The organism is Acidovorax sp. LjRoot118 (genome assembly GCF_964253575.1).
Taxonomy (GTDB): Bacteria; Pseudomonadota; Gammaproteobacteria; order Burkholderiales; family Burkholderiaceae_C; genus Acidovorax.
Genome location: NZ_CAXURB020000001.1, coordinates 3,719,658 through 3,745,409, shown reverse-complemented (window position 1 = coordinate 3,745,409; position 25,752 = coordinate 3,719,658). Strand labels below are relative to the sequence as shown.

At 68.1% G+C, this 25,752-nt stretch carries 23 protein-coding genes; 8 read left to right on the top strand and 15 right to left on the bottom strand.

Annotation, left to right across the window (positions count from 1 at the left end):
* Positions 1–28: 28 nt before the first annotated feature.
* Both ACSQ9E_RS17720 and mfd read right to left on the bottom strand, forming a co-directional pair.
* Positions 29–808, bottom strand: coding sequence for a helix-turn-helix domain-containing protein (locus tag ACSQ9E_RS17720; protein ID WP_057264301.1), 780 nt, complete (start codon positions 806–808; stop codon positions 29–31).
* 197 nt (positions 809–1,005) lie between these two features.
* Positions 1,006–4,473, bottom strand: coding sequence for a transcription-repair coupling factor (mfd, locus tag ACSQ9E_RS17715; RefSeq protein WP_436218675.1), 3,468 nt, complete (start codon positions 4,471–4,473; stop codon positions 1,006–1,008).
* 246 nt (positions 4,474–4,719) lie between these two features.
* On the opposite strand from mfd, the gene ACSQ9E_RS17710 reads away from it, so the two are divergent.
* The 3 genes from ACSQ9E_RS17710 to ispF all read left to right on the top strand — a co-directional run bounded on the left by ACSQ9E_RS17710 (position 4,720) and on the right by ispF (position 8,197).
* The gene (locus ACSQ9E_RS17710; RefSeq protein WP_436218674.1) at positions 4,720–6,651 is read left to right on the top strand and encodes a DUF4253 domain-containing protein; all 1,932 of its coding nucleotides are present in this window, start codon (positions 4,720–4,722) and stop codon (positions 6,649–6,651) included.
* A gap of 44 nt (positions 6,652–6,695) precedes the next feature.
* A complete protein-coding gene (locus ACSQ9E_RS17705; RefSeq protein ID WP_436218673.1) occupies positions 6,696–7,610 on the top strand; it encodes an IspD/TarI family cytidylyltransferase in 915 nt (304 codons plus the stop codon).
* A gap of 104 nt (positions 7,611–7,714) precedes the next feature.
* Positions 7,715–8,197 carry a 2-C-methyl-D-erythritol 2,4-cyclodiphosphate synthase gene (gene ispF, locus ACSQ9E_RS17700; protein ID WP_179679506.1) on the top strand — a complete coding sequence of 161 codons (483 nt, stop codon included), beginning with the start codon at positions 7,715–7,717 and terminating at the stop codon, positions 8,195–8,197.
* Positions 8,198–8,246: 49 nt separating this feature from the next.
* On the opposite strand, the gene ACSQ9E_RS17695 is transcribed toward ispF, so the two are convergent.
* Together ACSQ9E_RS17695 and ACSQ9E_RS17690 are read right to left on the bottom strand one after the other, a co-directional pair.
* Positions 8,247–9,239 (bottom strand): molybdopterin-binding oxidoreductase, encoded by a 993-nt coding sequence (locus ACSQ9E_RS17695; protein ID WP_436218672.1) that lies wholly within the window; start codon positions 9,237–9,239, stop codon positions 8,247–8,249.
* A 156-nt stretch (positions 9,240–9,395) separates the two neighbouring features.
* On the bottom strand, positions 9,396–10,055 hold the full coding sequence (locus ACSQ9E_RS17690; RefSeq protein ID WP_179679507.1) for a pyridoxamine 5'-phosphate oxidase family protein: 660 nt from the start codon (positions 10,053–10,055) through the stop codon (positions 9,396–9,398).
* A 110-nt stretch (positions 10,056–10,165) separates the two neighbouring features.
* Between ACSQ9E_RS17690 and ACSQ9E_RS17685 the strand changes: the two genes are divergently transcribed.
* On the top strand, positions 10,166–11,626 hold the full coding sequence (locus ACSQ9E_RS17685; RefSeq protein ID WP_436218671.1) for a PLP-dependent aminotransferase family protein: 1,461 nt from the start codon (positions 10,166–10,168) through the stop codon (positions 11,624–11,626).
* A gap of 22 nt (positions 11,627–11,648) precedes the next feature.
* Here the strand turns inward: ACSQ9E_RS17685 and ACSQ9E_RS17680 are convergent, their stop codons facing one another.
* Both ACSQ9E_RS17680 and ACSQ9E_RS17675 read right to left on the bottom strand, forming a co-directional pair.
* Positions 11,649–12,839: an MFS transporter gene (locus ACSQ9E_RS17680; RefSeq protein ID WP_436218670.1), complete on the bottom strand. Its 1,191-nt coding sequence runs from the start codon at positions 12,837–12,839 to the stop codon at positions 11,649–11,651.
* Positions 12,840–13,192: 353 nt separating this feature from the next.
* On the bottom strand, positions 13,193–13,606 hold the full coding sequence (locus ACSQ9E_RS17675) for a winged helix-turn-helix transcriptional regulator (protein ID WP_057204745.1): 414 nt from the start codon (positions 13,604–13,606) through the stop codon (positions 13,193–13,195).
* 94 nt (positions 13,607–13,700) lie between these two features.
* On the opposite strand from ACSQ9E_RS17675, the gene ACSQ9E_RS17670 reads away from it, so the two are divergent.
* The gene (locus tag ACSQ9E_RS17670; RefSeq protein WP_436218669.1) at positions 13,701–14,654 is read left to right on the top strand and encodes an aromatic alcohol reductase; all 954 of its coding nucleotides are present in this window, start codon (positions 13,701–13,703) and stop codon (positions 14,652–14,654) included.
* A 164-nt stretch (positions 14,655–14,818) separates the two neighbouring features.
* Here the strand turns inward: ACSQ9E_RS17670 and ACSQ9E_RS17665 are convergent, their stop codons facing one another.
* Together ACSQ9E_RS17665 and ACSQ9E_RS17660 are read right to left on the bottom strand one after the other, a co-directional pair.
* On the bottom strand, positions 14,819–15,232 hold the full coding sequence (locus tag ACSQ9E_RS17665) for a tripartite tricarboxylate transporter substrate-binding protein (RefSeq protein WP_436218668.1): 414 nt from the start codon (positions 15,230–15,232) through the stop codon (positions 14,819–14,821).
* 44 nt (positions 15,233–15,276) lie between these two features.
* Positions 15,277–16,182: a LysR family transcriptional regulator gene (locus tag ACSQ9E_RS17660; RefSeq protein ID WP_436218667.1), complete on the bottom strand. Its 906-nt coding sequence runs from the start codon at positions 16,180–16,182 to the stop codon at positions 15,277–15,279.
* A 73-nt stretch (positions 16,183–16,255) separates the two neighbouring features.
* Between ACSQ9E_RS17660 and ACSQ9E_RS17655 the strand changes: the two genes are divergently transcribed.
* Positions 16,256–17,245: a sodium-dependent bicarbonate transport family permease gene (locus ACSQ9E_RS17655; protein WP_057263601.1), complete on the top strand. Its 990-nt coding sequence runs from the start codon at positions 16,256–16,258 to the stop codon at positions 17,243–17,245.
* Between the two features lie 50 nt (positions 17,246–17,295).
* Here ACSQ9E_RS17655 and rraA read toward each other — a convergent pair whose 3' ends face one another.
* The 7 genes from rraA to ACSQ9E_RS17620 all read right to left on the bottom strand — a co-directional run bounded on the left by rraA (position 17,296) and on the right by ACSQ9E_RS17620 (position 23,439).
* Positions 17,296–17,796 carry a ribonuclease E activity regulator RraA gene (gene rraA / locus ACSQ9E_RS17650; RefSeq protein WP_057204801.1) on the bottom strand — a complete coding sequence of 167 codons (501 nt, stop codon included), beginning with the start codon at positions 17,794–17,796 and terminating at the stop codon, positions 17,296–17,298.
* Between the two features lie 5 nt (positions 17,797–17,801).
* Positions 17,802–18,791 carry a Bug family tripartite tricarboxylate transporter substrate binding protein gene (locus tag ACSQ9E_RS17645; RefSeq protein ID WP_057204737.1) on the bottom strand — a complete coding sequence of 330 codons (990 nt, stop codon included), beginning with the start codon at positions 18,789–18,791 and terminating at the stop codon, positions 17,802–17,804.
* A gap of 24 nt (positions 18,792–18,815) precedes the next feature.
* Positions 18,816–20,804: an aconitase family protein gene (locus ACSQ9E_RS17640; RefSeq protein ID WP_436218666.1), complete on the bottom strand. Its 1,989-nt coding sequence runs from the start codon at positions 20,802–20,804 to the stop codon at positions 18,816–18,818.
* A gap of 79 nt (positions 20,805–20,883) precedes the next feature.
* Positions 20,884–21,771: a LysR family transcriptional regulator gene (locus tag ACSQ9E_RS17635; protein WP_436220232.1), complete on the bottom strand. Its 888-nt coding sequence runs from the start codon at positions 21,769–21,771 to the stop codon at positions 20,884–20,886.
* 141 nt (positions 21,772–21,912) lie between these two features.
* On the bottom strand, positions 21,913–22,554 hold the full coding sequence (locus ACSQ9E_RS17630; RefSeq protein WP_436218665.1) for a VOC family protein: 642 nt from the start codon (positions 22,552–22,554) through the stop codon (positions 21,913–21,915).
* 20 nt (positions 22,555–22,574) lie between these two features.
* Positions 22,575–23,138 (bottom strand): DUF6891 domain-containing protein, encoded by a 564-nt coding sequence (locus tag ACSQ9E_RS17625; protein WP_436218664.1) that lies wholly within the window; start codon positions 23,136–23,138, stop codon positions 22,575–22,577.
* Positions 23,139–23,169: 31 nt separating this feature from the next.
* Positions 23,170–23,439: a hypothetical protein gene (locus ACSQ9E_RS17620; RefSeq protein WP_436218663.1), complete on the bottom strand. Its 270-nt coding sequence runs from the start codon at positions 23,437–23,439 to the stop codon at positions 23,170–23,172.
* Between the two features lie 253 nt (positions 23,440–23,692).
* Here ACSQ9E_RS17620 and ACSQ9E_RS17615 point away from each other — a divergent pair, with 253 nt between their 5' ends.
* Positions 23,693–24,898 (top strand): calcium:proton antiporter, encoded by a 1,206-nt coding sequence (locus ACSQ9E_RS17615; protein ID WP_436218662.1) that lies wholly within the window; start codon positions 23,693–23,695, stop codon positions 24,896–24,898.
* Between the two features lie 73 nt (positions 24,899–24,971).
* Positions 24,972–25,745: a nitroreductase gene (locus ACSQ9E_RS17610; protein WP_436218661.1), complete on the top strand. Its 774-nt coding sequence runs from the start codon at positions 24,972–24,974 to the stop codon at positions 25,743–25,745.
* Positions 25,746–25,752 lie beyond the last annotated feature (7 nt).

Genomic DNA, 25,752 nt, shown 5'->3' with positions numbered 1-25,752 from the left:
AATTGCGACAGGTGGTGCCGCAGCAGGGTCAGTGTGCCACCGACTTCAGCAGCCGCGTCAAGTGCCCGCTGGTCGCAAACCCCAGTTGCCCGCTCACCTGCGCCAGCGGCAGGCCGGTGGCCAGCAGGCGGCGCGCATGCGCGGCCAGCATCTGCCGGCGCAGGGCCACGGGGCTCTGGCCGAATTCGTCCTGGCAAGCGCGCTGCAACTGGCGGGTGGAGGTGCCCAGCTCGCAGGCGATGGCGTCGATGCCGGGCAGGGGCTCGTCCCAATCCAGCGCCTGGGCAAAGCGCGCCAGCATCTGCCTTGCAGGCGAGCGCGGCCGGGCCACGTCGAGCGGGCGCGCCCGGGCGATCTGGCGCACCACGGCCAGCACCAGGGGCTCGGCCGCGCGCGCATCGAGCGCCGGGGCCAGCAGCGCATCGAGCATGGACAGCGCCGCCGCGTCGAGCCGGATGGCGCCCCGCCCGGTGCCGCAGGCGCGCGCGATCTCGGGCGCCAGGTACAGCTCGCCATGCTCCTGCTGCTGCGTGGCGGACTGGGTGCGGTGGGCGGTGGCCACGGGCAGCAGGATGGCCTGGCTGCGTGCCAGGCGCATCTGCGCGAAACCGGCATGGCCAGGGGCGCCTTCACTCTGCCAAGCGCTTTGCAGCGCCCCCTTGCGCGGCCATAGCAGCATGGCGCAATCGTGCACATGCCAGTCGAACTCGTAGTGCGCCTGGCGGCTGTGGCGCAGCGCAAAGCCCTGGGCCGCCAGCTGGGGGAGCTTGGGCGACAGGGTGGGTTGCAGTGCGGGGGCGGTGGTCATGTCACTGAAAGTGCATGCACGCACCATGCCAGATGCCAGGGAAGATGTCGAGCGCAGCCCCATGCGTATCCGGGCCTTCCGACAGGAGCGGCGCACACAGCTCAGCGAAGCGGTTCTGGCTAGGCGCTGCGTCGCAGGCAGTACGGTCAGTACGACAAGACGCAGCAACAACGCCAGAAGAGCTGTGTTCGTCGCTCTCAGGCAGCGACAGGCTGCGGCTGCCCCAGCGATCGCAGTATGTCCCGCACCATCTGCGCGCGGTCCTTGGGGTCCTTGAGCTCGCGCTCGATGCGCAGCTTCTCGTTGCCCGCCAGCTTGATGTGCTTGTTCTTCTGGATCAGCTCGATGATGCGCATCGGGTCGATGGGCGGCTGGGGCTTGAAGGTGATGTGGATGACGCCCGGGGCGGCATCGACCTTCACCACGCCGTAGGGCTGGCTCAGCACGCGCAGGCGGTGCACATCGATGAGGGTCTGGGCCTGCGGCGGCAGCTTGCCGAAGCGGTCCACGATCTCTTCGAGCAGGCCGTCGATCTGGTCGGGGTTCTTGGCGGTGGCCAGCTTCTTATAGAACGACAGGCGCAGGTGCACGTCGCCGCAGTAGTCGTCGGGCAGCAGGGCGGGGGCGTGCAGGTTGATGTCGGTCGTGACCGACAGGGGGCTGAGCAGGTCCGGCTCCTTGCCGGCCTTGAGCGCCTTGACGGCCTCGTTGAGCATCTCGTTGTACAGCTGAAAGCCCACCTCCAGCATGTTGCCGCTCTGGTTCTCGCCCAGCACCTCGCCGGCGCCGCGGATCTCCAGGTCGTGCATGGCCAGGTAGAAGCCGCTGCCCAGCTCTTCCATCTGCTGAATGGCATCCAGGCGCTGGGCGGCGTTCTTGGTCAGGCCCTCGGTGTCGGGCACCATGAGGTAGGCATACGCTTGGTGGTGGCTGCGGCCCACGCGGCCGCGCAGCTGGTGCAGCTGCGCCAGGCCGAACTTGTCGGCGCGGCTCATGATGATGGTGTTGGCCGTGGGCACGTCGATGCCGGTCTCGATGATGGTCGAGCACAGCAGGATGTTGTAGCGCTGGGCCACGAAGTCGCGCATCACGCGCTCGAGCTCACGCTCGGGCATCTGGCCGTGGGCCACGGCGATGCGCGCCTCGGGCAAGATTTCTTCGAGCTTCTGGCGGCGGTTCTCGATGGTCTCCACCTCGTTGTGCAGAAAGTACACCTGCCCGCCGCGCTTCAATTCGCGCAGCACCGCCTCGCGGATCACGCCCGTGCCCTCGTTGCGCACGAAGGTCTTGATCGCCAGGCGCCGCTGCGGTGCTGTGGCGATGACCGACAGGTCGCGCAGGCCTTCGAGCGCCATGCCCAGCGTGCGCGGGATGGGCGTGGCCGTGAGGGTGAGCACGTCCACCTCGGCGCGCAGGGCCTTCATCTGCTCCTTGTGGCGCACGCCAAAGCGGTGCTCCTCGTCGATGATGAGCAGGCCCAGGTTGTGGAATTTCGTCGATTCACTGAGCAGCTTGTGCGTGCCGACCACGATGTCCACCGTGCCGTCACCGATGCCCTTGATGGCGGCGGTGATCTCCTTGCCCGAGCGAAAGCGCGAGACCTCGGCCACCTTCACCGGCCACTTGCCGAAGCGGTCCATCAGCGTCTGGTAGTGCTGCTCGGCCAGCAGCGTGGTGGGCGCGAGAAAGGCCACCTGCTTGCCGCCCGTGACGGCCACGAAGGCGGCGCGCAGGGCCACCTCGGTCTTGCCGAAGCCCACGTCGCCGCAGACCAGGCGGTCCATGGGGCGCGGGCTGATCATGTCCTGGATCACCGCGTGGATGGCGGCGTTCTGGTCGGCAGTTTCTTCAAAGCCGAAGTCGTTGGCAAAGGTCTCGTAATCCTGCGGGCTGTAGCGGAAGGCATGGCCCTCGCGCGCAGCACGGCGGGCGTAGATGTTGAGCAGCTCGGCCGCGCTGTCGCGCACCTGCTCGGCGGCCTTGCGCTTGGCCTTTTCCCACTGGCCGCTGCCCAGCTTGTGCAGCGGCGCCTCGTCGGCGCTCACGCCGGTGTAGCGGCTGATCAGCTGCAGCTGGCTCACGGGCACGTAGAGCACGGCCTTGTCGGCGTATTCGAGGTGCAAGAACTCCTGCATGGCGGGCGTGCCGTCGGCGTTCTTGTTGCCCACGTCCATGTTGACCAGGCCGCGGTAGCGGCCGATGCCGTGGGCGCTGTGCACCACAGGGTCGCCCACGTTGAGTTCGGCCAGGTCCTTGATCAGCGCCTCGACATCGCTCACCTGCTCCTGCTTCTTGCGCCGGCGCGTGGTGGGGCCGGCGGCAAACAGCTCCGTCTCGGTCACGAAGTCGATGCCGTCCTCGATCCAGCTGAAGCCCACGGTGAGGCCAGCGGTGGCAATGCCCACCTTTTCGTCGGGCGTGCCCTGGAACTCGGCCAGCGAGTCAAAGGCCGGCGGGCTGACCCCGCTGGCGCGCAGAAAGTCGAGCAGGCTCTCGCGCCGGCCCGCGCTCTCGGCCAGCAGCAGCACGCGGTGCTGAGTGTTGCGGATGTGGGCGTGCAGGCGGGCCAGCGGGTCCTCGGCCCCGCGCACCACCGACAGGTCGCCGAGCTTCTGGAAGTGCGGGTTGTCGGCAATATCCTCCACCCCGGGGCGGATGGACAGCTGCGCATGCAGGTTGGCGCGGGTGTAGAACTGGTCCACCGAGAGGAACAGCGCATCGGGCGGCAGCGCCGGGCGCTCCGGGTCGCCCTGCACCAGGCGAAAGCGGTCCTTCGTGTCCTGCCAGAAGCGCTGGAAAGCCGGCTCCAGGTCGCCGTGCAGCACCACCGTGGCCTCGCTGCCCAGGTAGTCGAACACGGTAGCCGTGTCGTCGAAGAACAGCGGCAGGTAGTACTCGATGCCGGCCGTGGCCACGCCGTTGCCCATGTCCTTGTAGATGCGGCTCTTGGTCGGGTCGCCCTCGATCATCTCGCGCCAGCGGCTGCGGAACTTGGCGCGTGCGTCGTCGTCCATCGGGAACTCGCGGCCGGGCAGCAGGCGCACCTCGGGCACGGGGTACAGGCTGCGCTGGCTGTCGGGGTCGAAGGTGCGGATGCTGTCGATCTCGTTGTCGAACAGGTCCACCCGGTAAGGTACCAGCGAGCCCATGGGGAACAGGTCGATCAGCCCGCCGCGCACCGCGTATTCGCCCGGGCTCACCACTTGGGATACATGGCTGTAGCCGGCCAGCGTGAGCTGGGCCTTGAACTTGGCCTCGTCGAGCTTTTGCTTGACCTGGAAGTGGAAGGTGTAGCCCGCCAGGAAGGAGGGCGGCGCCAGGCGGTACAGCGCCGTGGTGGCCGGTACCAGCACCACGTCTGCCTCACCCTGGCTGATGCGCCACAGCGTGGCCAGCCGTTCGCTGATCAGGTCCTGGTGCGGCGAGAAGGTGTCGTAGGGCAGTGTCTCCCAGTCCGGGAACAGCGCGCAGCGCAGCGTGGGCGCAAAGAACGCCATCTCTTCGATGAGGCGCTGCGCATCGGTGGCGTCGGCCGTGACGATGGCGGTGGTGCGGCCCCCTGCCTTGTCACGTTCGGCCAGGCGGGCCAGCAGCAGGGAATCGGCGCTGCCCACGGGGCGGGGCAGGGTGAAACGTTTACCGGGGGAGAGTTTGGGGAGTTCCATGCGGACGGTAGGGGTCGTCTGGGCCCACCGCATCCCCAGGGGCGCGAGACGCGCACGGGCTGGATGGGGGGCAACAGACCATTTTAGGTGGTGGAACGCATCTTTGCTGGGGCGTACAGGCTGTGACAAGTGCCCAGGCGCCGCATGGCCCGCGCTGACCGTCGTCCATTTCCCCCCATTCGTCGGGCCATGCCCACGCCTGCAGCCCTGTGTGCCTACACTCGCGCGCCAAAAGGAGGAATCGCCTTGATCCCGCTGACCACTCGACATTTGAACGACCAGCGCCTTGACAGCGCTCTGGACGAACTGCTCGCCAACGCCCGGCTGGCCGCCGTGGCCGGCTATGCGCCCGAGGCACTGGCCGCGCTGGGCTTGCTGCTGCAGCGCGAGGGCGCATGGCATCTGCCGGCGCATGGCGCGCTGGTGATGCAGGGGCAGAAGCTGCTGCCCCTGGTGGCCCTGCTGGCTGGCAAGGGGTGCCCCGCGGTGGGCGAGCAGGAGGCGATGGACACCGCCCAAATGGCCGATTGGGCCGGGCAGCAGGCCGGGCAGCTGCTGCAGTCTCTGGCCCTGCCGGGCCGCCTGCAGCTGGCACCTGCGGGCGAAGACTGGTCGCCCGCCTTCCTCGCCACCCTGGTGCAGCGCCAGGGCGCGGCAGGCGACCCGCGACCGCACCTGGCCTATGGCGCCTTTTGCATGGATGCGGAGCTGGTGCTCAAGGCCCGCATTGCACAGCACTTCGGCGTGTCGAACGCCTTGCTCGCTGGCGTGCCCACCGCCGACGACCTGGCCGCGCTGGGCCTGCCCGAAGACGAGGTGGCCGCCATGCTGGCACAACTGCAGTCGGCCGGCCACATCGACGTCGCGCCTGCGGCCGAGGCCACGGACACCCTGGCGATTGCGCGCGCCATGGCCGGCTACCTGCGCGCCACGGGCTTTGCCGGTGGCTACCTGGTGCACAACATCTGGCAGGCCAGCTGGCTGTTGCTGGCCGCCGAGGGCCGCGACGGCGATGCCACCGAGGTGGCCGCCGCCTGGCTGGCCCACGATGCACCGGCCGCTGCCACACGGCTGCTCGATCTGGCCGTGGTGCCTGCCGCCGGCAACCTGCTGCGCGCTGGCCGCCTGGAGCAGGCGCTGGGCGTGGATGCACAGGCGGTGGCCACATGGCGGGCGGCCCTGGCCACGCGCGCTGCATCTACACCGGTGCCTGCGCCTGAGCCACCAGCGGTGGTGGCCGACACTCCCACGGAGTCGCGCGAAGCCTGGTTCGCCCGGCTGCAGGGCACGCCCCTGGCGGCGCTGGACTGGTTGGCCCTGCCGGTGCCCGGCCATGGCGGTGCGGCCAGTGGCGAGATCGCCTGGGCGGCCCAGGTGCCGGTGGACGAACGCCAGGCCATGTGGCAGGCGGCGCGGGCGCTGGTGGAGCAGGGCAGTGGACGCTGGCCCGTGGTCACCACCCTGTGGTCCGGCGCCGCCGAGGCACCCGGGCCCGAGGCGCTGGCCGATGACCTGTTCATGCGCTTTCCCTACGAGCAGGGCGCCGCGCGCGACGACGTGTCGCCCCGGTCCTTCATCGCCACTGCGCACGGCATCGGCGCCGACGAGGTGCTGGCCGAGCTGGCAGAAAGCTTCTACCCCCTGGACGAAGGGGACCAACTGGACGTCTGGCGCGGTGAGCTCGCTGCGGCCGGCGTGGCCGAGGAGGCCAGCGTCGGCTTCGACGCCGCCTGGGCCGAATGCGCGGGCGACCGCCTGCGCTTCGAGCGCTGGCTCGCGGCCCTTGAAGAGGCCCAGGGTGCCAGCGACCCCGAGCGCGGCCGGCAGGAGCGTTTCGACCCTGACAACGCCTGGCTGGTGCTGCTGCCCACGCCCCACGGCGAAGAAGCGCTGGCCTACCTGCACTGGTACGGCATGGAGCGCGGCCGCGCCGACGGCTTCATCGCGCTGCTGCGCCGCTGGCGCGAGCAGCATGGCGCCGAGCTGTGGGCGCACTACGGCACCATGCTCGAATTCACGGTGCGCCAGCCACCGCAGGACTTCGACAGCGCCCTGGCGCTGGCCCGCGAGCATGACCTGGCCGCGCCCTGCACCCTGATGATGCCCGGCATCGCGTTGCGCCACCATGCGCTGGGGCTGGTGGACTGCGGTACCTGGTTCCTGCATGAAAGGCCTTGAATACTGGCGGTGGGGTGGGCCAAGCCTTCTAAAATGGCCCCCTCATGACCATCGACCCGCTGCTGCAACCCTCGCTCACCGCTTCGCATGCCCCCACGTCTGTGCAGGGGCGTTTCTGGGCGCTCGTGCCCTGTGCGGGCACGGGTTCGCGCGCGGTGGCGGCGCCCCCGGCTGCACCGGCGGGCTCCACCATCTCGGCGTTCGGCGCGCTGGCCGGGGCAGCGGGCGAGCCCCTGGCACCCGCGCCGCCGCCGTTGCCCAAGCAGTACCACCTGGTGGCGGGCCACCCCATGGTCATGCACACCCTGGCCGCATTTGCGGGGGTGGGGCGCCTGGCGGGCACGCTGGTGGCCGTGGCCCCGGGCGACAGGTATCTGGACGCGCACGACCACCCCTCGTACTTCGTGGTGGAATGCGGCGGCCCCACGCGCGCGGCCACGGTGCAGGGCGGGATCAAGGCCTTGCAGGAGCGCGGCGCCCAGCGCGATGACTGGGTGCTGGTGCACGATGCGGCGCGCTGCCTGGTCACGGCCGAGCAGATCGACCGCCTCATCGATGTGTGCGCGCAGGACAGCGTGGGCGGCCTGTTGGCCCACCAGCTGGCCGATACGCTCAAGACCTCCATCGACGGCCCCGGTGGCGTGCGCGTGGCATCCACCGTGGACCGCAGCAACAAATGGCTGGCGCAGACGCCGCAGATGTTCCGCATCGGCCCGCTGCTGGATGCGCTGGCCAAAGTGGGCACCAACGTGACCGACGAGGCCAGCGCCATGGAGGCCATGGGCCTGCACCCGCGCCTGGTGCCCGGCGGCGCACAGAACTTCAAGGTGACCTACCCCGACGACTTCGCGCTGGCCGAGGCCGTGCTGGCCCAGCGCGGCTACGGCACCACGCTGGCCCGCTTTGGCGGCGAGCGCGGGCAGGGCGCCACCGAGACGGGGCGCAAGACGATTTTCTGAGCCGCATCCCGTGGGCGGGATACTCTGCTGATGGACCGGAGTCGCGCTCCGTGTGGGCGCGTGAAAATTGAGAATGCGGCTCTTGCAGGCGCAAGAAGGAATACATGAATTTTAGAATTGGCGAAGGTTGGGATACGCACGCCTTGGTGCCAGGGCGACCACTGGTGATCGGCGGCGTGACCATCCCCCACACCATGGGCCTGCTCGGCCATTCCGACGCCGACGTGCTGCTGCACGCCATCACCGACGCCATCCTCGGCGCGGCGGGCCTGGGCGATATCGGCCGGCACTTTCCGGACACCGATGCCCAGTTCCGCGGTGCCGACTCGGCCGTGTTGCTGGCCGAAGCCGCGCGCCGCGTGCGGGCTGCGGGCTACACCATCGGCAACGTGGACAGCACCGTGGTGGCCCAGGCGCCGCGCCTGGCTGCCCACATCCCCGGCATGCGCGAGTGCATCGCCAAAGCCCTTGGGGTGGAGCCCGACCAGGTCAACGTGAAGGCCAAGACCGCCGAGCGCCTGGGGCCGGTGGGCCAGGGGTTGGCCATGGAGGCGCGGGCGGCCGCGCTGATCTACAAGGCCGGCTGACGGACGGCTTGCGCCGCATGGCCTGGTTGGGATCGAGCGGCAGCGCGTGTCAGGGTGGGGGCGTCTGCACCTCGATGTCGACGAGGTTCATGACGCCGCGGGTGACGAAATACCGCTCGGGAACCACCAGCCTTGCCATGCCATCGGCGCCCAGGGGGCGTCCATTGACGGCATACGCGACCAGGACGTTCAGCTTGTCATGGGCAGGGTCGATTTCACCCAGCGTGATCAGTTCCTTGTGGCCGCTGCTGCCGGTGACCACGGCCACCATGGCCACGGTGGGGTCGCGCAGCGCAGGGTCTGTCTTCAGTCCCGCAGTGCCGTGGAGCAGCGTCCACAGGCTGACCCCTGTGTAGGTGTCGCTGTCGAACACGACCGTCGATGCAGGCAGCGCCTGCAGCGCAGCGAGGTCGAACCTCGCCGGCTTGTTCACGGCACCCGACACGGTCAAGGCGCTGGACACGCCGCCGCCAACGGCCACCGCTGCCGACCGGAAGGTGCGCACCTCCAGTTGTCGGAGGTTGGGTACGTCCCGCTGGAAGCTCTTGTCAGACCCGGTCAGGCGAAAAGGACCCTCGGCACCCGCGATGGGAATCCAGGTCGTGCCATCCACCCATTCATGGACATCCACAAAAATGTACCTGCCGCTGGAGTCGAAAAGAAGTTCGGGCATGGCATATGCCACGCGTCGGCCGCTGCTGCCGGTGGCGATCACGAAAGTGTCGTCCACCGAACCCGTGCCACCCGCGTTGCGCAGCAGGGAGATCAGCGGCGGGCCCCGCAGATCATGCTTGGAGCCATCGGCATAGTTGCCTGTGTGGGTGAAAGCCCATTTGCCGAAGGCGGCAACCAGCTCGTGCTCGCCATAGGCGCCCGGCTTCTCGACCGCGCCGACGATGCGCACTGCCGCAGTGCTGCCATCGCCGCCATCGCCAGTGCCACCAGTGCCCTCTGAGCTGCCCCCGCCGCAGGCGGCCAGGGCGAGCAGTGCGGTTGCCGCGATGCAGGCTTTCAGCGTGCGGGGGCGTTTTGTGAATGCCATCCGATCTTCTCCTTGTGCAGTCTTCCTGCATGTGCCGCCCATGGCCGCAAGAGGTGAAAAATACGGATTGTGTAAGAGCGCAGCGCAGCGGGACACCCTACCGAAGGAGGGTGCCGGGGCTCAGCTGGAGCATGGTGGTGCCTGCAAGGGCGCTTGCTATGCCGGGCGCGGGGCCCACGCCTGCACATAGCTTGGCACGCCCATGGTGTTCAAAGGGTCCTCCACGGGCACGCCGCGCACCTGCACAAGGGGCAGCACACCGGTCCACACCGGGTGCTGCATATCCTCTGCATCGTCCACCGGCGGGCCGCTGCGCACCTTGCAGGCAGCTTCATCCAGCGCGATGCGCATCACCGTGGTGGCCGCGAACTCCTTGTCGTTGCCGGGCCGTATCTCTGCCTGGCGGCCCAAGGCCAGGTGGTCCATCAGCGCGGCCAGCGACGCGTGCTTGTCGGCCACGGGCTCGAAGCAGCCATACACCATGGCCGAGCGGTAGTTCATCGAATGGTTGAAGGCCGAGCGTGCGAGCACCAGGCCGTCGAGGTGGGTGATGGTGACGCAGGCCTGTAGGCCCTTGCCCAGCCACTTGATCAGGCGCCCGCCGTTGGAGCCATGGATGTACAGGTGCTCGCCCTCACGCCAGCAGGCCGTGGGGATGCAGTGCGTGCCCTTGTCGTCGGCAAACGCCACGTGGCACAGGTAGGCCGCGTCGATGATGGCGTGCAGCGTGGCGCGGTCGTAGGTGGCGTTTTCGGCCACGCGGCGCACGCGGGTGCGGTCGGTGGGGGGCAGGGCGATGGCAGGGGTGTCATTCACGGGGCGTTTTTCCGATCGGGAGTAGGTCAACAAGGGAGCGGAATTTAAGGCCCTCGTGGTGCCAGAATAAGACCCAAGACACCACTATTTTTTAGGGCCACAGAAACACCATGGAATTCCAGCTGCTGTTCACCGCCTTCCAGGCGCAACCAGTGCACGCCCGCTGGCCGCAGCAGCGCCAGCTGCACGAGTGCCTGCGCCAGGGCATACGCGCGGGCACCCTGGCCAGCGGCACGCGCCTGCCCGCCAGCCGCACGCTGGCTGCGGAGCTGGGCGTGGCGCGCAACAGCGTGCTCTACGCCTACGAGCAATTGGCGAGCGAGGGCTTCATTGCCGCCAGCCGGCGCGGCAGCGTGGTGGCGCCCCTGGCCGGGCGGCTGGCGGCTGCCGAGCCCCGGCCGGACGCGCCCGCACCGCGTGCCAGCCTGTCGCGGCGCGCGCAGAACATGCCGGTGTTGCCGGGCTCCGAAACCTCGGCCGCGTTTGCACCGGGGGTGCCGGCGCTGGGTGAATTTCCGGTGCTGCGCTGGCGGCGCACGCTGGACAAGGCCTGGGCCTCGCTCAAGCCCTCAGAGCTCAACTATGCCGACCCGGCGGGCGAGCCCGCGCTGCGCGAGGCCATTGCCGGCCACCTTCGCGTGGCACGCGGCGCTCTGGTGGATGCGGCCCAGGTGTTCATCACCGACGGCACCCAGGGCAGCCTGGACCTCGTCTCGCGGGCATTCGCCGATGCCGGCGACAAGGTGTGGATGGAAAACCCCGGTTACCAGGGCGCGGTGGCGGCCTTCCGCGCGGCGCAGCTCAAGGCCGTGGGCATCGTGGTCGATGGCGAAGGCATGGCGCCTTCGGCCGCCGACTGGCTTCGCCAGCGCCCACGGCTCATTTACACCACCCCCTCGCACCAGTACCCGGTGGGCAGCGTGATGAGCCTGGCGCGGCGCCTGGCGCTGATCGACGGTGCACGCCAGGCCGGCGCGCTGGTGATCGAGGACGACTACGACAGCGAGTTCCGCCACGACGGCCCGCCCCTGGCCTGCATGCAGGGCCTGGCGCCCGACGCACCCGTGGTCTACCTGGGCACCTTCAGCAAGACATTTTTTCCGGGCCTGCGCATTGGCTTCATGGTGGTGCCCACGGCCCTGGCGCCCGCGCTGGCCCTGCTGCTGGACCGGGCCGCACCGCGCGGGCGCACCGCTGAGCAACGCGCGCTGGCCGAGTTCATCGTGAGCGGCCAGTTCGCCCTGCACCTGCGGCGCATGCGCCGCCTGTACCGCCAGCGCCGCGATGCGCTGGTGGCCGCGCTGGCGCAGCAGCTGGGTGATGTGGCCAGCGTACACGGCGGCACGGCCGGCATGCACCTGGCCCTGCGCCTGCACGATGGCGCGGCCGACGACGTGGCGCTGAGCGCGCGCCTCATGGCGCAGCACGGCATCATGGCGCCGGCGCTCAGCCTGCATGCGGTGGGCCTGCGCGCGCAGCCCTGGCGCGGCTTTTTGCTGGGCTATGCGCAGGTGCCGGTGGAGGCCATGGAGCCGCTGGTGAAAAAGCTGGCGGGCGTGGTGCGGGGCTGAACCGCCGCCATCTTGGAGGGGTTCATGGGCGCTGGATCAGAGGAGACATCGGCAGCAGCCGGAACGCCAGCGAGGCCAGCGCCAACCAGGCCGCAATGGCCAGGCACACCGTCTGGTAAGGCTCGACGCCCCATCGCCCGGCCCAGGCGGCCACCACGCCGGTCACCGATTGCATCAGGGCCACGCCCAGGAACATGGACATGGTGTACAGAGACAGCGCGCGCCCGGTCATCTCGGGCGGATAGGATGCGCGTGCGTCGCTGTATTGCAGCACGCCATAGCCGGACAACAGCCCCATGAGAAAAATGAGCACCACGGTGGCAGCACCGTGGTGCAGGAAGGCAAGCACCGCGAACAGGCTGGCCATCAGCAGCGAGGCGTTGCCAATCCAGGCGCGGCGCCGGTGCACGCCCGGGTCCATGCGCCCGAACGCGGCCGGGGTGAAGACCGCAATCAACGAAAGCACCAGCGCCACATTGCCGCTGTCCAGCAGCGAGAAGCCAAACCGGTCGGTCAGCAAAGGCCCCAACCACAGGCCGCGCAGCGTGAGGAACGCGGCATAGCACGACATGCCCAGCACCACGATGCCCCAGGTATGGGGAACGGTGAGCAGCTCGGCAAAGCGCGCCAGCGACCGGCCCCAGCTTTCCTGGGGGGTGGGCGGTGCGTCAGGGGCTACGGGCTCATGCACCAGCACGAAGATCAGCACCCACGACAGCGCGCTCAGCACGGCGAGCAGGCCGAACCCCGTGCGCCATCCCCAATGCTGCACCACCCAGGCCAGCGGTGTGCCGGTGAATATCAGGCCCAGGCTGCCGACGCCCATGCTCACGCCCGAGTAGAACGCAAACCGCTCGACCGAAAAGTACCGCGCAATGAACAGGGTGCACGCCACGAACGCCGGTGAGTAGCCGACCCCGATCAGCACCTGCCCGGCCATCAGCCAGCCATGGCTGGGCGCCAGCGCCGACAAGGCGGCCCCGGCGATCCCCAACGGCGCGGCCGCGAGCACCGTGCGGCGCAGGCCGTAGCGGTCCAGTGCAATCCCCATGAGCAGCTGCGCCACGCCGAACGACAGGCCGAACAGCCCGGCAAACGCCCCCAGCGACGAGGCCCCCAGGCCGAAGTCCGCCTGCAGCCCCTGGGCCACGATGGAGGCGGTGGTGCGGTACGCCTGGCTGAGCGCGAAGCCCGATAGCAGGACCAGCAGCATCAGCCAGAGGGGTTGTGTACGTGATGGTGGGTGGGTTGGGGGAGAGGAAGGCTGCGGTGGCATGCAGGGATTGTGCAGTGCGCGGGCTTGGGGCGCAGGGAACTGGTTGGTGATCCCCTGGGCGGCTTCGCTGATTCATTCTGCGCCTCCCGCTCTGGCAAGTGGCACTACCATGAGGCAAATGAAAGTCAAAGGCCGTTTTAGGCTGGATGCCGACGTTCAGTGGAAATGCGCGGATAGCGGCTTCGCTTTTCAACACCGACCGTATTGTGCATGCCGCACCCGTTTGGTTGACGGACGCGACATCCGCTAGCGCCGTCGAATGCACCTTCCAGGTGGTTGCGGTTTGGTGACTAAGAGTTGGCTTCGCGGTGTTGGCTGTCGAAGTTCTGCCGAGCTTCCCGGAAGCGGTCCGCATTTTCGACGATCCATGTCCAAAGCGGAACCATCCGAACCAGCAACTCCATGCCGGTTTCTGAAAGTTCATACTCGACCTTGGGAGGCACCTCTTCGAAGTCGTGACGGAGCACCAGCCCATCGCGCTCCAACTGCCGCAAGGTCAGCGTCAACATGCGCTGGGTCACCCCGTGCATACGTCTGCCAATCTCAGCGTGGCGGAGCCTGCCATACACGCCAAGGGTGTGGACGATACCGAGCGACCAACGGCTCCCGGCATGCGCGAGCACCTCCCGCCGCACCCCGTCGTCATCGTCCCGCAAGCCGTCACACACGGTCTGCGCGTACTGAAGAATTTCGTCTCGATTCACTGTGGTTTTGCTCCCGGTATCACGCGTGTGCCTTCTTACATTGCCGACGATGCGTGGCTAGACTGGCCCAACTTTCTCTCAAATGGGCTAACAGATGAACCTATCAGATCCTAACGCTACGTCGCAAAATATTCTCGTTCTCGGTGCTGGCGAACTTGGTTTTCCAGTGCTGAGCAACTTGGCACGCCGCGCGAAGGACGTCACTGGGGCGAAGATCAGTGTGCTGCTGCGCGCCAGCGCCGTCGAATCCACCGAACCAGGCAAGCAGCGAGATGTTGCAGAGATTCGCAACCTCGGTATCGAGATCGTCGTGGGCGATCTGGTGAAAAGCTCCATTGACGAGCTTGCCGTAGTGTTCGCGCGCTATGACACGGTGATCGGCTGCGCGGGTTATGCCGCCGGGATCAATACGCCGATGAAGCTTGCGCGAGCCGCATTGCAAGCACGCATTCCAAGGTACTTCCCCTGGCAGTTCGGGGTGGATTTCGACGTGATTGGTCGAGGCAGCCCGCAGGACATTTTCGACGCGCAACTGGACGTGCGTGAGTTGCTGCGCAGTCAGCACCAAACGGAGTGGGTGATCATCTCCACCGGCATGTTCATGAGCTACTTGTTCGAGTCGGAATTCGGCGTCGTGGATCTGAAAAACAGTGCAGTACACGCCCTGGGTAGCCGCGACACCGCGGTGACGCTGACGACGCCGGAAGATATCGGAGCGCTGACGGCCGCTGTCGTGTTCGCCCAACCGCGCTTCCGCAACGACATCGTTTTTCTGGCTGGCGACACCGTGACATACAGCGAAGTAGCGGACAAGCTGCAAGCAGCCCTGGGCCGTCCCTTCAGCAAGTCGGAATGGCCCGAGCAATATCTGCTGGACGAACTGGCGCGCGACCCGCAGAACATGATGCGGAAATACCGCGCGGCATTTGCCCAAGGACGCGGTGTGGCATGGGACAAGACCGGGACATTCAATCAACGCAACGCCATTCCGGTGACCGACGTGTCGTCGTGGATCCGTGCGAATCTGGCACCTGGCCAACGCGACTAGTCGGGTTGTTGCACCTACCAGATGCGCTACAGAAATGACCGCTTTTCCTCAAGCGGCGTCTTTGACTGGGCGGCAGCTTTTGGCCGATATTGCGCGCTCGACGACGAAGGGCGGATGACCGCAACCGCTGCAAAGCGGTCCCCAGCCGCGCCGCTCCGCGGTCGTCACTCCATCGTGATCTTAGAGCTGGTCACGATGTCGCGGTACAGCGCAGCATGAGGCTTGATGAAGGCCTTGAACTCGGGGCCGTGCATCGGTGCCACGGAGCTGCCCGCGTCATGCAGCTTTTGGCGCAGCTCGGGCTTCGCTAGCGACTCCTGCAAAGCCTTGTCGACCGCAGTCACCCTGGCGGCAGGCGGACCGGCCTTCATGAAGAGTCTCTGCCAAAGGGGCATGGCCATGCCGATGCGCTTGATGTGCGGCAACTGCGGAACGCGCACGGTGTCCGAGATCCACAGCGCCCGGATCTTGCCGTCCATTAGAAAAGGCATGGCGGTGGAGAGCACCAGCATGCCACTGTTCACCTGGCCGCCCACCAGGCAGTTGGCGATGTGCGTGCCGCCACCAGCCGTCAGCATGTGCCGGGTGATGCCGGGTATCGCCTCGTGCGTTGCAGGGCCCTTCAGGAATGCACCTCCCACTGGGTTGCCAGCTCCTGCAGGTGTTCCAGAAATGCGCTGGCCACCGGCGACAGCCGTTTGCCTTGGAGCCAGAGCACCGACCAGGAAGAGGGCACCGGGAAGCGGTTCGCCTTCAGCACGGCAAGCCCTTCCGCCGAAGGCTGGCCGGCCAGGGCGTGCCGGGACACCAGGCCCAGCCCCATGCCTGCCGCCACCGCTTGCTTGACGGCTTCGTTGCTGCCGAGCTCCAGCCGCACGCGAGGGTGCAGCCCCAGGCGCGCGAAATGCGCATCGCCGGCCAGTCGCGTGCCTGAACCCCGCTCGCGCAGGATGAAGGGCTCTTGCTGCAGCCGCGCGGCACGCACGCGGGCGGCGCCTGCCAAGGGATGGCCCAGCGCGGCGATCGGCACCAGCGGGTTGTCCAGCAATGCCAGCCGCTCATGCGGAAGGTCGTCTGGAGGCAGGGACAGGATGTAGAGATCGTCCTGGTTGGCGCGCATGCGCTGCACCACGCCATCGCGGTTCAGGACCTGCAGCTCGATGTCCACCTCAGGGTGCCTGGCGCAAAAGGGGCCCAGCATGCGCGGAATGAAGTACTTGGCCGTGCTGGCCAGCGCAACCCGCAAACGCCCCTGCCGCAGACCTTTGAGGCCTGCGATGCGCTGCTCCAGCGCCTCCCACTCCGCCACCATGGCGCGCGCGCTTTCCGCGACAGCCTCGCCGGCAGGTGTCAGGTACAGGGCGCGGCCAATCTGTTCATGCAATGGCATGCCCACGGCATCGGCCAGCTCCTTGATCTGCATGGACACGGTGGGTTGGGTCACATGGCATGCGCGGGCCGCGCCGGTGATGGACCCGGTGTCGGCCAAGGCCATCAGAAGGCGCAGTTGTCGAAAGGTGGCATGCATAGGGTTTTGTCTATGGTCTGTATCGATACTATTGATTTTCCTCGATTGGAGCTTGTCCCTACCATTCGCAGCCATGAACATTCTTCTGGACCCCGCCATCCTGTTTTTCGTGCTCGGCGTTGCCGCCGGGCTGCTGCGCTCCAACCTGGAAGTGCCGCCACCCCTGTCCCGATTTCTATCGCTGTACCTGTTGATGGCCCTGGGCCTGAAGGGCGGCTTCGCGCTGGGCCAGACCGGTGTGACATCGGCTGTCGTGGCGGCCCTTGGGTGCGCTGTGCTGTTGGCCATCCTCATCCCTTTGCTGGACTGGCAGTTTCTCAAGCGCGCACTGCCTCCACTGGACGCCATCAGCGTGGCGGCAACCTACGGCAGCGTGAGCGCGGTGACCTTTGTGACTGCCGCGCACATCCTGGAATCCCAGGGCAACCCCGGCGGCGGGTACATGGCTGCAGCCATGGCCTTGATGGAGTCGCCGGCCATCGTGCTGGCATTGGTGGGTGCGCAGTGGGCCCGCACCCAGCGCATGGCGGCTGGGGGCTCAGGCGCTGCGGCAATGGCCATCGGCAATGCACCGCCGCGCATGGCGGGCGTGCTGCGCGAAGCCCTCACGGACGGCGGCACGGTGCTGCTGGTGGGCGCCCTGCTCGTGGGCCTGGTATCGGGCCCCGCGGGGGCGAAGGCGATGCAGCCTTTCACCGGCGACCTGTTCAAAGGCTTGCTGGCCTTTTTTCTGCTGGACATGGGCCTGCTGACTGCGCGCCAGATGGCGGGCTTGCGCTCGCTGGCGCCCTCTCTGTTTGCCTACGCGGTGCTGGGCCCGGTGGTGCATGCGGCTCTGGCGCTGGCATTTGCACGGATGGCAGGGGTGGGTGTCGAGGACGCCACCCTGCTCGCAGTGCTGGCGGCCAGCGCTTCCTACATCGCCGTGCCCGCCGTGCTTAGGCATGCGGTCCCGGAGGCCCGCCCAGCCGTCTACATCGGGCTGTCGCTGGGCGTCACGTTCCCTTTCAATCTGCTGGTGGGAATTCCGCTGTACCAATGGATGGCCGGTCTCATGCTTTAGGAGTGCCTGCAGATGGCAGGCCACCCCAGGCATCGGTCAGCGCAGTGCCTTCAACCCGCTGGGTGCCTGGTGGTGGATATCCCCGCTGTCACCACCACCCCATCGTGGTCCATGGCGATGAAATCACCCGGCCGGATCGAGGCGCTCCCGATGGTCAGGTCGACCCCGACTTCGCCGGTCCCAGCCTTCCCTCCACGCGCTGGAACGCTGCCGAGGGCAAACACGCCGAAGTCGAGGCCCTGCAGGATGGCGACGTCACGGATGGCTCCGTAGACGAGCACGCCCGCCCACCCGTTGTCCATCCCGATGCGCGCCATGCGATCACCGAGCACGGCGGCCTTGAGCGAGCCGCCCGCGTCGATGACCAGCACGCGAGCCTTGCCCGGTGTGCCCAAGGTGTGGCGGATCAGGGCGGCGTCCTCGAAGGTGCGCAGGGTCTGCACGTGGCCTGACACTGCGTGGCGGCCGCCATGGCTGCGCCATGGCGCCAGGCATACCCGCGCAGCCGGGCCCAGTTCATCGCACAGGTCGGCCGTGTGGATGGTCGCCATGGGCATCAGTCCAGCGTGGCTCCGGATTGTTTGACCAGCTTCTGGTGCTTGGCCAGCTCCGACTGGAAGAAGGCAGGCGCTTCGCCCGGGCCCTTGTCCATGACCATCAGGCCCTGGCCCAGGATGGCGGCCTGTGCTTCGGGCGATGCAATTGCGGCCTTGATGGCGCTGGCGTAGCTGTCCACCACCGCCTTGCCCAGCCCGGCGGGCCCAACCAGGGCGATCCAGGCGTCAAAGCTGTACTTCGGCACACCCGCTTCCGCCATGGTGGGCACCTCCGGCAGGGCCGATGACCGCAGGGGTGTGGACACGGCCAATGCGCGCAGCGTGCCTGCCTTGATCTGGGGCGCGACCTGCGAGACCGAGACGAAGCCCAGCTGCACCTGGCCGCCCACCAGGTCGGTGATGAGCGGGGCCGTGCCGCGGTAAGGCACGTGCTTCATGTCGATGCCGGTCTCGGCGATCATCAGCTCGCCGGCCAGGTGCAGGGTGCTGCCGTTGCCGGCAGAGCCGTAGTTCAATGTGCCGGGGTGGGCCTTGGCATAGGCCAGCAGCTCCTGGACGTTCTTCACCGGCAGCCTGGCATTGACCGCCAGCACCAGGGGCACCGTGACGAGGACGGCGATGGATGTGATGTCCTTGAGGCTGTCGTACGGGATGGTCTTGTAGATGCCGGGGTTGATGACGTGGTTGGACGAGATCATGCCCAGCGTCAGCCCGTCCTTGGGCGCCTTGACGATTTGCGAGGTACCCGGGATACCGCCGGCGCCCACGATGTTTTCAACGACCACCGGATGCCCGGTGCTGCGCCCGAAGCTGGGCCCGAGCGCGCGCGCAACCGCGTCGACCGTAGAGCCGGCGGCCAGCGGCACGACCATGCGGATCGGCTTGTCGCCTATGGCCGGCTGGGCCATGGTCCACGGTGATGCCGAGGCCAGCGCCAGGCAAAGGCCGAGCCGCGATAAGGCGCTGCGCCTGGTGGGTGGGGATTTCATGGTGGTGTCTCCTTCATTTTCTTTTCAAGTGGGAAATCGTTGTTGCAGTTCGTCGAATGACATCAGCTCTCCGGCAATCGCGCTGGCGGCCACGGTCGGCGGGCTGGCGAGCCACACGTTGCCCGGGCCGCCACGGCCCGGAAAGTTGCGGTTGATGGCGCTCACCGTGACCTGGTCCGCCCGGCTCGATCCTCCAGGCCCGCAGTTGCCGCAGGCGCCGCACGAGGGCTGCAGGATGCGCGCGCCGACCCGCTCGAAGGCGTCGAGGTAGCCTGCCGCGATGCAGTGGTCTCGCACGGCGGTGGTTCCGAACTGCAGGAACAGCTCGACACCGGGTGCCACCCTGAGGTTGCGGTCTGCGGCCCAGCGCAGCACCTTGTGGTAGTGGTCGAAGTCTTCGCGCTTTCCTGCGGTGCACGAGCCGCCGTAGGCGATATCGATGCGTACTTGGTGGGCCAGGGCGGACAGGGGCAGGCCGTTGCCAGGGTCGCCCGGGGAGGCGACCATCGCCGGCACACTCGCGCAATCGATGCGGATGGTGTCGGCATAGGTGGCGTCGGGGTCACTGCACATCCAGTCTTCGACCACAAAATCCACGCCCCGACGCTCGCGCAGAAAGCGCACCGTCTCCTCGTCGGGCGCCACGATGCCGGTGAATCCACCCAGCTCCGCTGTCATGTTGGTGAAGGTCGCGCGCTCGTCCGTGCCCAGGCCAGCGATGGCCGGCCCGGTGAACTCGAACACCTTGCCCACGCCAGCACCGCCGCGGATGCCGGGCTGCGCCAGCAGGTGCAGCACCACGTCCTTGGCCGTCACGCCCGGGGGCAGTGCGCCGTCCAGAACGATGCGCAGGGTCTCGGGCAGCGTCAGCCGCACCGCACCCGTGGCGAAGGCGTTGGCCATGTCGGTGGTGCCGACCCCGAAGGCCACGCAGCCCAGCGCACCGCTGTGCGGGGTGTGCGAGTCGGTGCCGACCACCAGTTGCCCGGGCAGGGCATAGTGCTCGGCCATCATCGCGTGCGAAATGCCGGCCACGTTGCCGCCGTCGTCGTCGCGGGCTTCCTGCTCGGTCAGGGTGCGGTGGGTGCGCAGTGCGTAAGCCTGCGCAAACTCGCGCTGTGCCTGCACCATGCGATGGACGTTGGGGACCAGGCCGCCGCGCACGTGCGCAGGGCTCTCCTGCACATAGGAGGTGTGGTCCTCGAACACGATGACCGAACCGGGGTCCTTGAGCACCAATGGCCTGCCGAAGGTGGCATGCAGCATGTGGGCCGCCATGCCGGTGTAGTACTCGTGGATGAAGCGCCAGTCTGCACGCACGAAGGCGCCATCGCCCCGGCCCGGGTTGGCCGGCGTGACCCCGGTGGCCAGTGCGTGCCGCGCGACGATCTTCTCGAACAGTGTGCGCCCCCCAGCCTGGGGCTGCCTTGGCGGCAGCGGCTCGGACACCTGGCCCAGGTGCGCCTGACCAAAGCGCAGCAGGCCACCGCCTGCGAGCACGGCGGCATCCAGGGTATCCCGTCCGGTCAGCAGCTCGCGCCAGGTGATTTCCTCGCCGGCCTCGATCCGCGCAATCAGCCCGAAGTCGGTGGAGGTGATGAGCCCGATGTTGTCGGCGTTCTGCCGGTAGATGCGCTCGAAGCTCTCGGCGATGACCAGGCGCACGCCCGCGAGCTTTTCGGCCGCCGGGCTGTGCTCACGCGAGGAGCCCTTGCCGTAGCGCTTGCCTGCCACCACCACCTGTATGCCGCTGGTGCGCAGGGCGTCCACCCCGACGGGCGCCTGGCCACCGGCCTTGAAGCCGGTGTAGGGGTAGCGCCCCAACTGCTCATCGAAGTGGGTGAGGATCGCGATCGGTGTGATTTCGTCGGTGGAGACATCGTCGCGCAGCGGCAGGGCTTCGGGCAGCGCGACGCGTTGGCCTGCCAAGGCCCTGCTCACCAGCTCTGGCGATTGGCTCAGGTACAGGATGCTTGGGGCAAAGCGCAGGGCGTGGGGCGACTGGATGGACATGCCCGATCATCGGAATCCACGCGCCCTCTGGGAAGTGCCAAGACGGCACGGGGGACAGCGCGGAACTCGACGTCCGGGATTACCCGCAAAGGCAATCGATGAGCGCCTGGACCGAGCGCAGTTGGGGTGTGCGCCTCAGGGCGTAGAGCCGCAGCTCCCGGTCCGCCCATGCATCCGCCAGCGGCAGCCGCGTGAAGCGCGCATTGCCCGCATAGGCCGAAGCAGCGCTCTGCGGGATCACGGCAATCCCCATGCCTGCCTCGACCATACGGCCCACGGCGTCGAAGCTGCTGACCGACACCTCGGGCGCAAACCGCATCTGCACCGCCTGCGCGCGCTCATGCAGGGTCTGGTCCAGGGCGCCGCCCTGGTGCACTCCGATCAGCGGAAACTCCAGCACCTTGGCAAACTCGACCGACTTCAGGTCACCCAACTCGTGTCCCGTGGGAACCACCACCTGCAAGGGGTCATTCGCAAAATGCCAAGAATCGAGCCCTGGCGCAACCGTGCCGGCAACGCCCACGCCGACATCCGCCCTGTCGTCCAGGCACGCGCGGATGACGTCCCGCGTATCCGCTTCGTGCAGCGAAATGTCCATGCCTGGGTACTTTGCCTTCAGGTGTTTGAGCCGCTCGGGCAAGAAGCCGACCACGGCCGACATGTTGGCGTACAGGCGCACCGTGCCCCGCACTTCATCGCTGTGCAACTGCACCTCGCGCAGCAGCCCCTGCAGTTCGTCGTCGAGACGGACACCCCGCTCGAAAACAATGTGCCCGGCATCGGTCAGCGCCACGCCGCGCGGCGAGCGCACCACCAGCGCCGTCCCGAAGGCATGCTCCAGGTCGGCCAGCCGGCGGCTCAGCGCGGACGGCGCGATGTGCTCCTGCTCGGCCGCCCGTGCAATGGAGCCGGTGCGGGCCACGGCGATAAAAAGCCGCAGGCTGTAGGAATCCAGGCGTCGTGTCAGAAGAACAGCTCCGTTGTACCCGGCGCAGGGACCAGGGGAGGTGATGGAAGGGCCTTGCGGGGTGGGCAACCTGCCCGCCCCGGCGTGGCATCGTAGCGCACCGCCACCGCAAGGCGGCGTGAGCAGCACCCAGGGCAGGGGTCAGTACAGCGCCTTGATGCCTGTGGGCGTGCGTATCTCGGCGCGGTAGCGCAAGCGGTCGCCTTTTTCCACATGGGGTGCATTCTCGATACCCAGTCTGGCATACAGGGCCAGCACCATGTCAGGCTCGGGGTGCTCGATGGTGAAGCGGGCGAGCCGCGCCCCCAGGTCCGGCATCGACGCTATCGGCGGTGGGCGCTGACCCCGGTCGATCACCGAAGGCGCCACGCCTGCGAGCGGCAGCGCGCCGCCCGCAGGGATCGCAAAGAAGTAGGGCGGTGCGGCCCCGGCGGAGAGCTGTGTCTTGCGGCCCAGCAGGTGCCCGTGCTGCGCCAGCACCGCATCCATGTGCTGCGTGCGCGCAACCCAGCCGCGCAGGCGCAGGCCGGCATCCCAGGCGGTCTGCACGGCATCCCTGTCGTCCAGCCCGAACCAGCGGGCATGCGCTGGGGGCGGTGCATCGGGGTCGATGGCGATGACCTCCAGGTACACATCGTCGCCCAGCCGCAGCAGGTGGTTGTGGGTGCCCATGTCGGGGTGCTTGCGGCCAAAGGGCATGTCGATGCCCAGGCATTCGCGCACGTGGCCCACGCCCTCGTCGAGCGAGGGCGCGATGATCGACAGGTGGTCGAGCCAGAGCATGGTCTGTCGGTACGCAGGGGTCAGCGGCGCTTCCAGTCGATGCCCGGAATGCAGATGCGCTGGTTGAACGTGCCGTTCCACTGCACCGGCAGTCCGGCGCGCTGCAGTTCGCTGGCGATGAGGGCGCCGATGCGCGGGCCTTCGGTCTCTTCGGAGTCGGCATCCATGGGACCGAAAGCGAGGAACAGGCCGCCGCCCTGCACCGCGCGCGCCAGGTCCTGCCCATGGTAGAAGCAGTAGCCCACGATGTCGGCCCGGTCCGGCGCGTTGTGCCAGGCCTCGGTTACATCCCCATAGCCATCGCTTTGCGTGTAGCCCGCGTTCTGCAGGGCCACCAGCCCCTGCCGGGCCAGGGCATCGAAGGCGGCATCCAGCCGGTCGCAATCGGTCGTGGTGGGCCAGCCTTTCTTCGCCTGGTTGTGCGCCCGCATGGCATCGTCGACGGCCTGCTCCACCTCGGCCGCATCGAGCTCGCCGGGCTCGTACATCTCCTCGGTCAGGATCTCGATGGTGCGCTCGCGGTCTTCGAACCCGCCGCGCACGAATGCGTCGATCTCGGTCAGTATGTCGGGGGGCAGGGGCATGCGTTCTCCGTTGAAAAAAGGGGCCGTGGCATCAAGGGGCTGCGAACCACGGGTCGTTCAGGCCATGGGCCTGGCGCATGGCGGGGTCCGGCTGGGGGGCGAACGGAACTGCGCCCGCCTGCTGCATCGCGGCGAACCTGTCGGCCGCACAGCGGTGCGCGGCCCAGGCGCCCAGGCACTCGTGGAAGAAACTCCGGTCGTGCCGGGATTCGGGAATCGTCAGCCGGTTGTCCTCCCCATGGCCCTGGGCTGGGGTGCCGATGTTCCGGTTTCTGCGAACGGGGTTCCAGCCAGGGCGCATGGGGTCTCCGGTGTGCGGGTGATTCGCGGGCCCCCGGTGGTAGCGGGACGCCGGCGGGAGCGGGCGCCTGCACAGACCGCGCCTCTCCCCATTATCGTGGCTGCCGCAGGTTCATCGTGCGTGCAGGGCGTCCGGGCTGCGGCACGGTGCTACCATTGCCTGGCTTGCGCGCCTTGCGCCAGCCAGGCCGTGGACGACTTCGGCCGTGGACTTTCACCAGGGGACGGCCCTTGTTTTCCTACCCAGGGACGACATGCCCAAGCCGAACCTCCGCACCACCCCCCGCAGCGCCGCAGCGCATCCCGCTCACCTTGGCCAGCCGCGCTTGGTGGCGCCCACCACCTGGGCCCTGCTGGCTGGCGCGTGGCTGGTGGCCGGGCTCTTCATCGCCTTTGGCAGCACCTGGCTGGCGGCCCCGCTGGGCCCGGGTGTCGCGGCCGGCGCGTTCGGGCTGCTGTTCGCCACCATCCTCGCGGCATCCTTCGGGGTGGTGCACGAGGCCGACCACCTCGCGCAGCAGCTCGGGGAGCCCTATGGCACGCTGGTGCTCACGCTGTCCATCGTCTCCATCGAGGTGATCCTGATCGCGTCGGTGCTGCTCGGCCCGGGCGATTCATCGGCCATCGGCCGCGACTCCATCTTCGCGGTGATGATGATCATCATGAACCTGGTGATCGGCATCTGCCTGGTGGCCGGGTCGGCCCGCCACGGCGACCAGGAGTACAACGCCCAGGGCGCCACAGCCTACCTGGGCATGATCGCGCTGCTCACCGGCACGGCGCTGGTGCTGCCCAACCACCTGGGCGGGGCGGGGGCGTTTTCCACCCCCCAGGCGCTGGGCATGGCGGCCCTCACGGCCTGCCTGTACGCCGCCTTCCTGTGGCTGCAGATGCGCAGCCACCGGCGCTACTTCATCCAGCCACCGGCCGGCAGCATGGCGGTGCCGGCATCGGTGCAACGGACCAGGGGCGGCCAGACCGCAGCGATGCCTGGCCCGGCAGGGCGGCGGGCCATGGCCGTGCGCTCGGCCGTGCTGCTGGCGCTGGTCCTGCCCATCGTGCTGCTGGCGCACTACCTGGCCATCGTGACGGACTACGGCATCGCCGCCGCCGGGGCGCCTGCCGCCGTGGGCGGGGTGCTCATCGCCATCATCGTCTTCACGCCCGAATCCATCACCGCCGTGCGCGCCGCCATGGGCAACGAGATGCAGCGCGCCATCAACCTGTGCCTGGGCGCCTTTGTCTCCACCGTGGGCCTGACGGTGCCGGCCGTGCTGCTCATCGGCGTGGCCACGGGCCAGCGCATGGCCATGGGCCTGTCGGGCACGGAGGTGGTGCTGCTGGTGCTGACGGTCGCGCTCTCCATGCTCAGCTTCAATGGGCAGCGCACCTCGCCGATCCAGGGGCTGATGCACCTCACGCTGTTTGCCGTGTTCGGGCTGGTGCTTTTTCTTCCCTGAGCCGGGGGCCGGGATTTCCCGGAATGTCATTGCATCGACAGTCACGAACGGCGGCCATGCCTAGCATGCCGGCATGACCTGTTCACCCCTGCCCACGGCCGCACTCGACCCTCCCATCGCGCACCCTGATCGGTCGCCCCACGCGGCCCCCATCGCTGCCCAGCCGCTGCGCCAGGCAGTGGACTGGGCCATCGTCTCGCGGCGCAGCATCCGCGCCTTTCTGCCCACACCGGTGGGGCCGGGTGAGGTGCATGCCATCCTGGACGTGGCGCGCCATGCCGCCTCGGGCATGAACACCCAGCCCTGGCGCGTGCATGTGCTCACGGGCGCCGCCAAGGAACGGCTGAGCGCCGCCATCGCCGCCGTGGACAACGATGGGGATGCGGCGGCAGCCCTCACCGAGCCCTACCACTACTACCCGCTCGAATGGGTCTCGCCCTATGTGGACCGGCGCCGCAAGGTGGGCTGGGACCTGTATGGCCTGCTGGGCATCTCCAAAGGCGACAAGGCGCGCATGCACGCCCAGCACGGCCGCAACTACCGTTTCTTCGATGCGCCCGTGGGGCTGATCTTCACGGTGAACCGGGTGATGCAGGCCGGCAGCCTGATGGACTACGGCATGTTCTTGCAGAGCGTGATGGTGGCGGCCCGCGCGCGCGGGCTCGACACCTGCCCGCAGGTGGCGTTCACGAAGTTCCACCGGGTGATTGCCGCCGAGCTCGGCATCCCCTATACCGAGATGGTGGTCTGCGGCATGAGCCTGGGCCACGCCGATCCGGCGGGCATCGAGAACACGTTGGTGACGGAGCGCGAGAGTGTCGAGTCGTTCACCACCTACCACGCATGACCGCACC

Coding starts and splice junctions, on each gene's coding strand:
- ACSQ9E_RS17720 (WP_057264301.1), bottom strand. CDS start 808: ATGACCACCGCCCCCGCACTGCAACCCACCCTGTCGCCCAAGCTCCCC.
- mfd (WP_436218675.1), bottom strand. CDS start 4,473: ATGGAACTCCCCAAACTCTCCCCCGGTAAACGTTTCACCCTGCCCCGC.
- ACSQ9E_RS17705 (WP_436218673.1), top strand. CDS start 6,696: ATGACCATCGACCCGCTGCTGCAACCCTCGCTCACCGCTTCGCATGCC.
- ispF (WP_179679506.1), top strand. CDS start 7,715: ATGAATTTTAGAATTGGCGAAGGTTGGGATACGCACGCCTTGGTGCCA.
- ACSQ9E_RS17695 (WP_436218672.1), bottom strand. CDS start 9,239: ATGGCATTCACAAAACGCCCCCGCACGCTGAAAGCCTGCATCGCGGCA.
- ACSQ9E_RS17685 (WP_436218671.1), top strand. CDS start 10,166: ATGGAATTCCAGCTGCTGTTCACCGCCTTCCAGGCGCAACCAGTGCAC.
- ACSQ9E_RS17680 (WP_436218670.1), bottom strand. CDS start 12,839: ATGCTGCTGGTCCTGCTATCGGGCTTCGCGCTCAGCCAGGCGTACCGC.
- ACSQ9E_RS17670 (WP_436218669.1), top strand. CDS start 13,701: ATGAACCTATCAGATCCTAACGCTACGTCGCAAAATATTCTCGTTCTC.
- ACSQ9E_RS17665 (WP_436218668.1), bottom strand. CDS start 15,232: ATGCTGACGGCTGGTGGCGGCACGCACATCGCCAACTGCCTGGTGGGC.
- ACSQ9E_RS17660 (WP_436218667.1), bottom strand. CDS start 16,182: ATGCATGCCACCTTTCGACAACTGCGCCTTCTGATGGCCTTGGCCGAC.
- ACSQ9E_RS17655 (WP_057263601.1), top strand. CDS start 16,256: ATGAACATTCTTCTGGACCCCGCCATCCTGTTTTTCGTGCTCGGCGTT.
- rraA (WP_057204801.1), bottom strand. CDS start 17,796: ATGGCGACCATCCACACGGCCGACCTGTGCGATGAACTGGGCCCGGCT.
- ACSQ9E_RS17645 (WP_057204737.1), bottom strand. CDS start 18,791: ATGAAATCCCCACCCACCAGGCGCAGCGCCTTATCGCGGCTCGGCCTT.
- ACSQ9E_RS17640 (WP_436218666.1), bottom strand. CDS start 20,804: ATGTCCATCCAGTCGCCCCACGCCCTGCGCTTTGCCCCAAGCATCCTG.
- ACSQ9E_RS17630 (WP_436218665.1), bottom strand. CDS start 22,554: ATGCTCTGGCTCGACCACCTGTCGATCATCGCGCCCTCGCTCGACGAG.
- ACSQ9E_RS17625 (WP_436218664.1), bottom strand. CDS start 23,138: ATGCCCCTGCCCCCCGACATACTGACCGAGATCGACGCATTCGTGCGC.
- ACSQ9E_RS17620 (WP_436218663.1), bottom strand. CDS start 23,439: ATGCGCCCTGGCTGGAACCCCGTTCGCAGAAACCGGAACATCGGCACC.
- ACSQ9E_RS17615 (WP_436218662.1), top strand. CDS start 23,693: ATGCCCAAGCCGAACCTCCGCACCACCCCCCGCAGCGCCGCAGCGCAT.
- ACSQ9E_RS17610 (WP_436218661.1), top strand. CDS start 24,972: ATGACCTGTTCACCCCTGCCCACGGCCGCACTCGACCCTCCCATCGCG.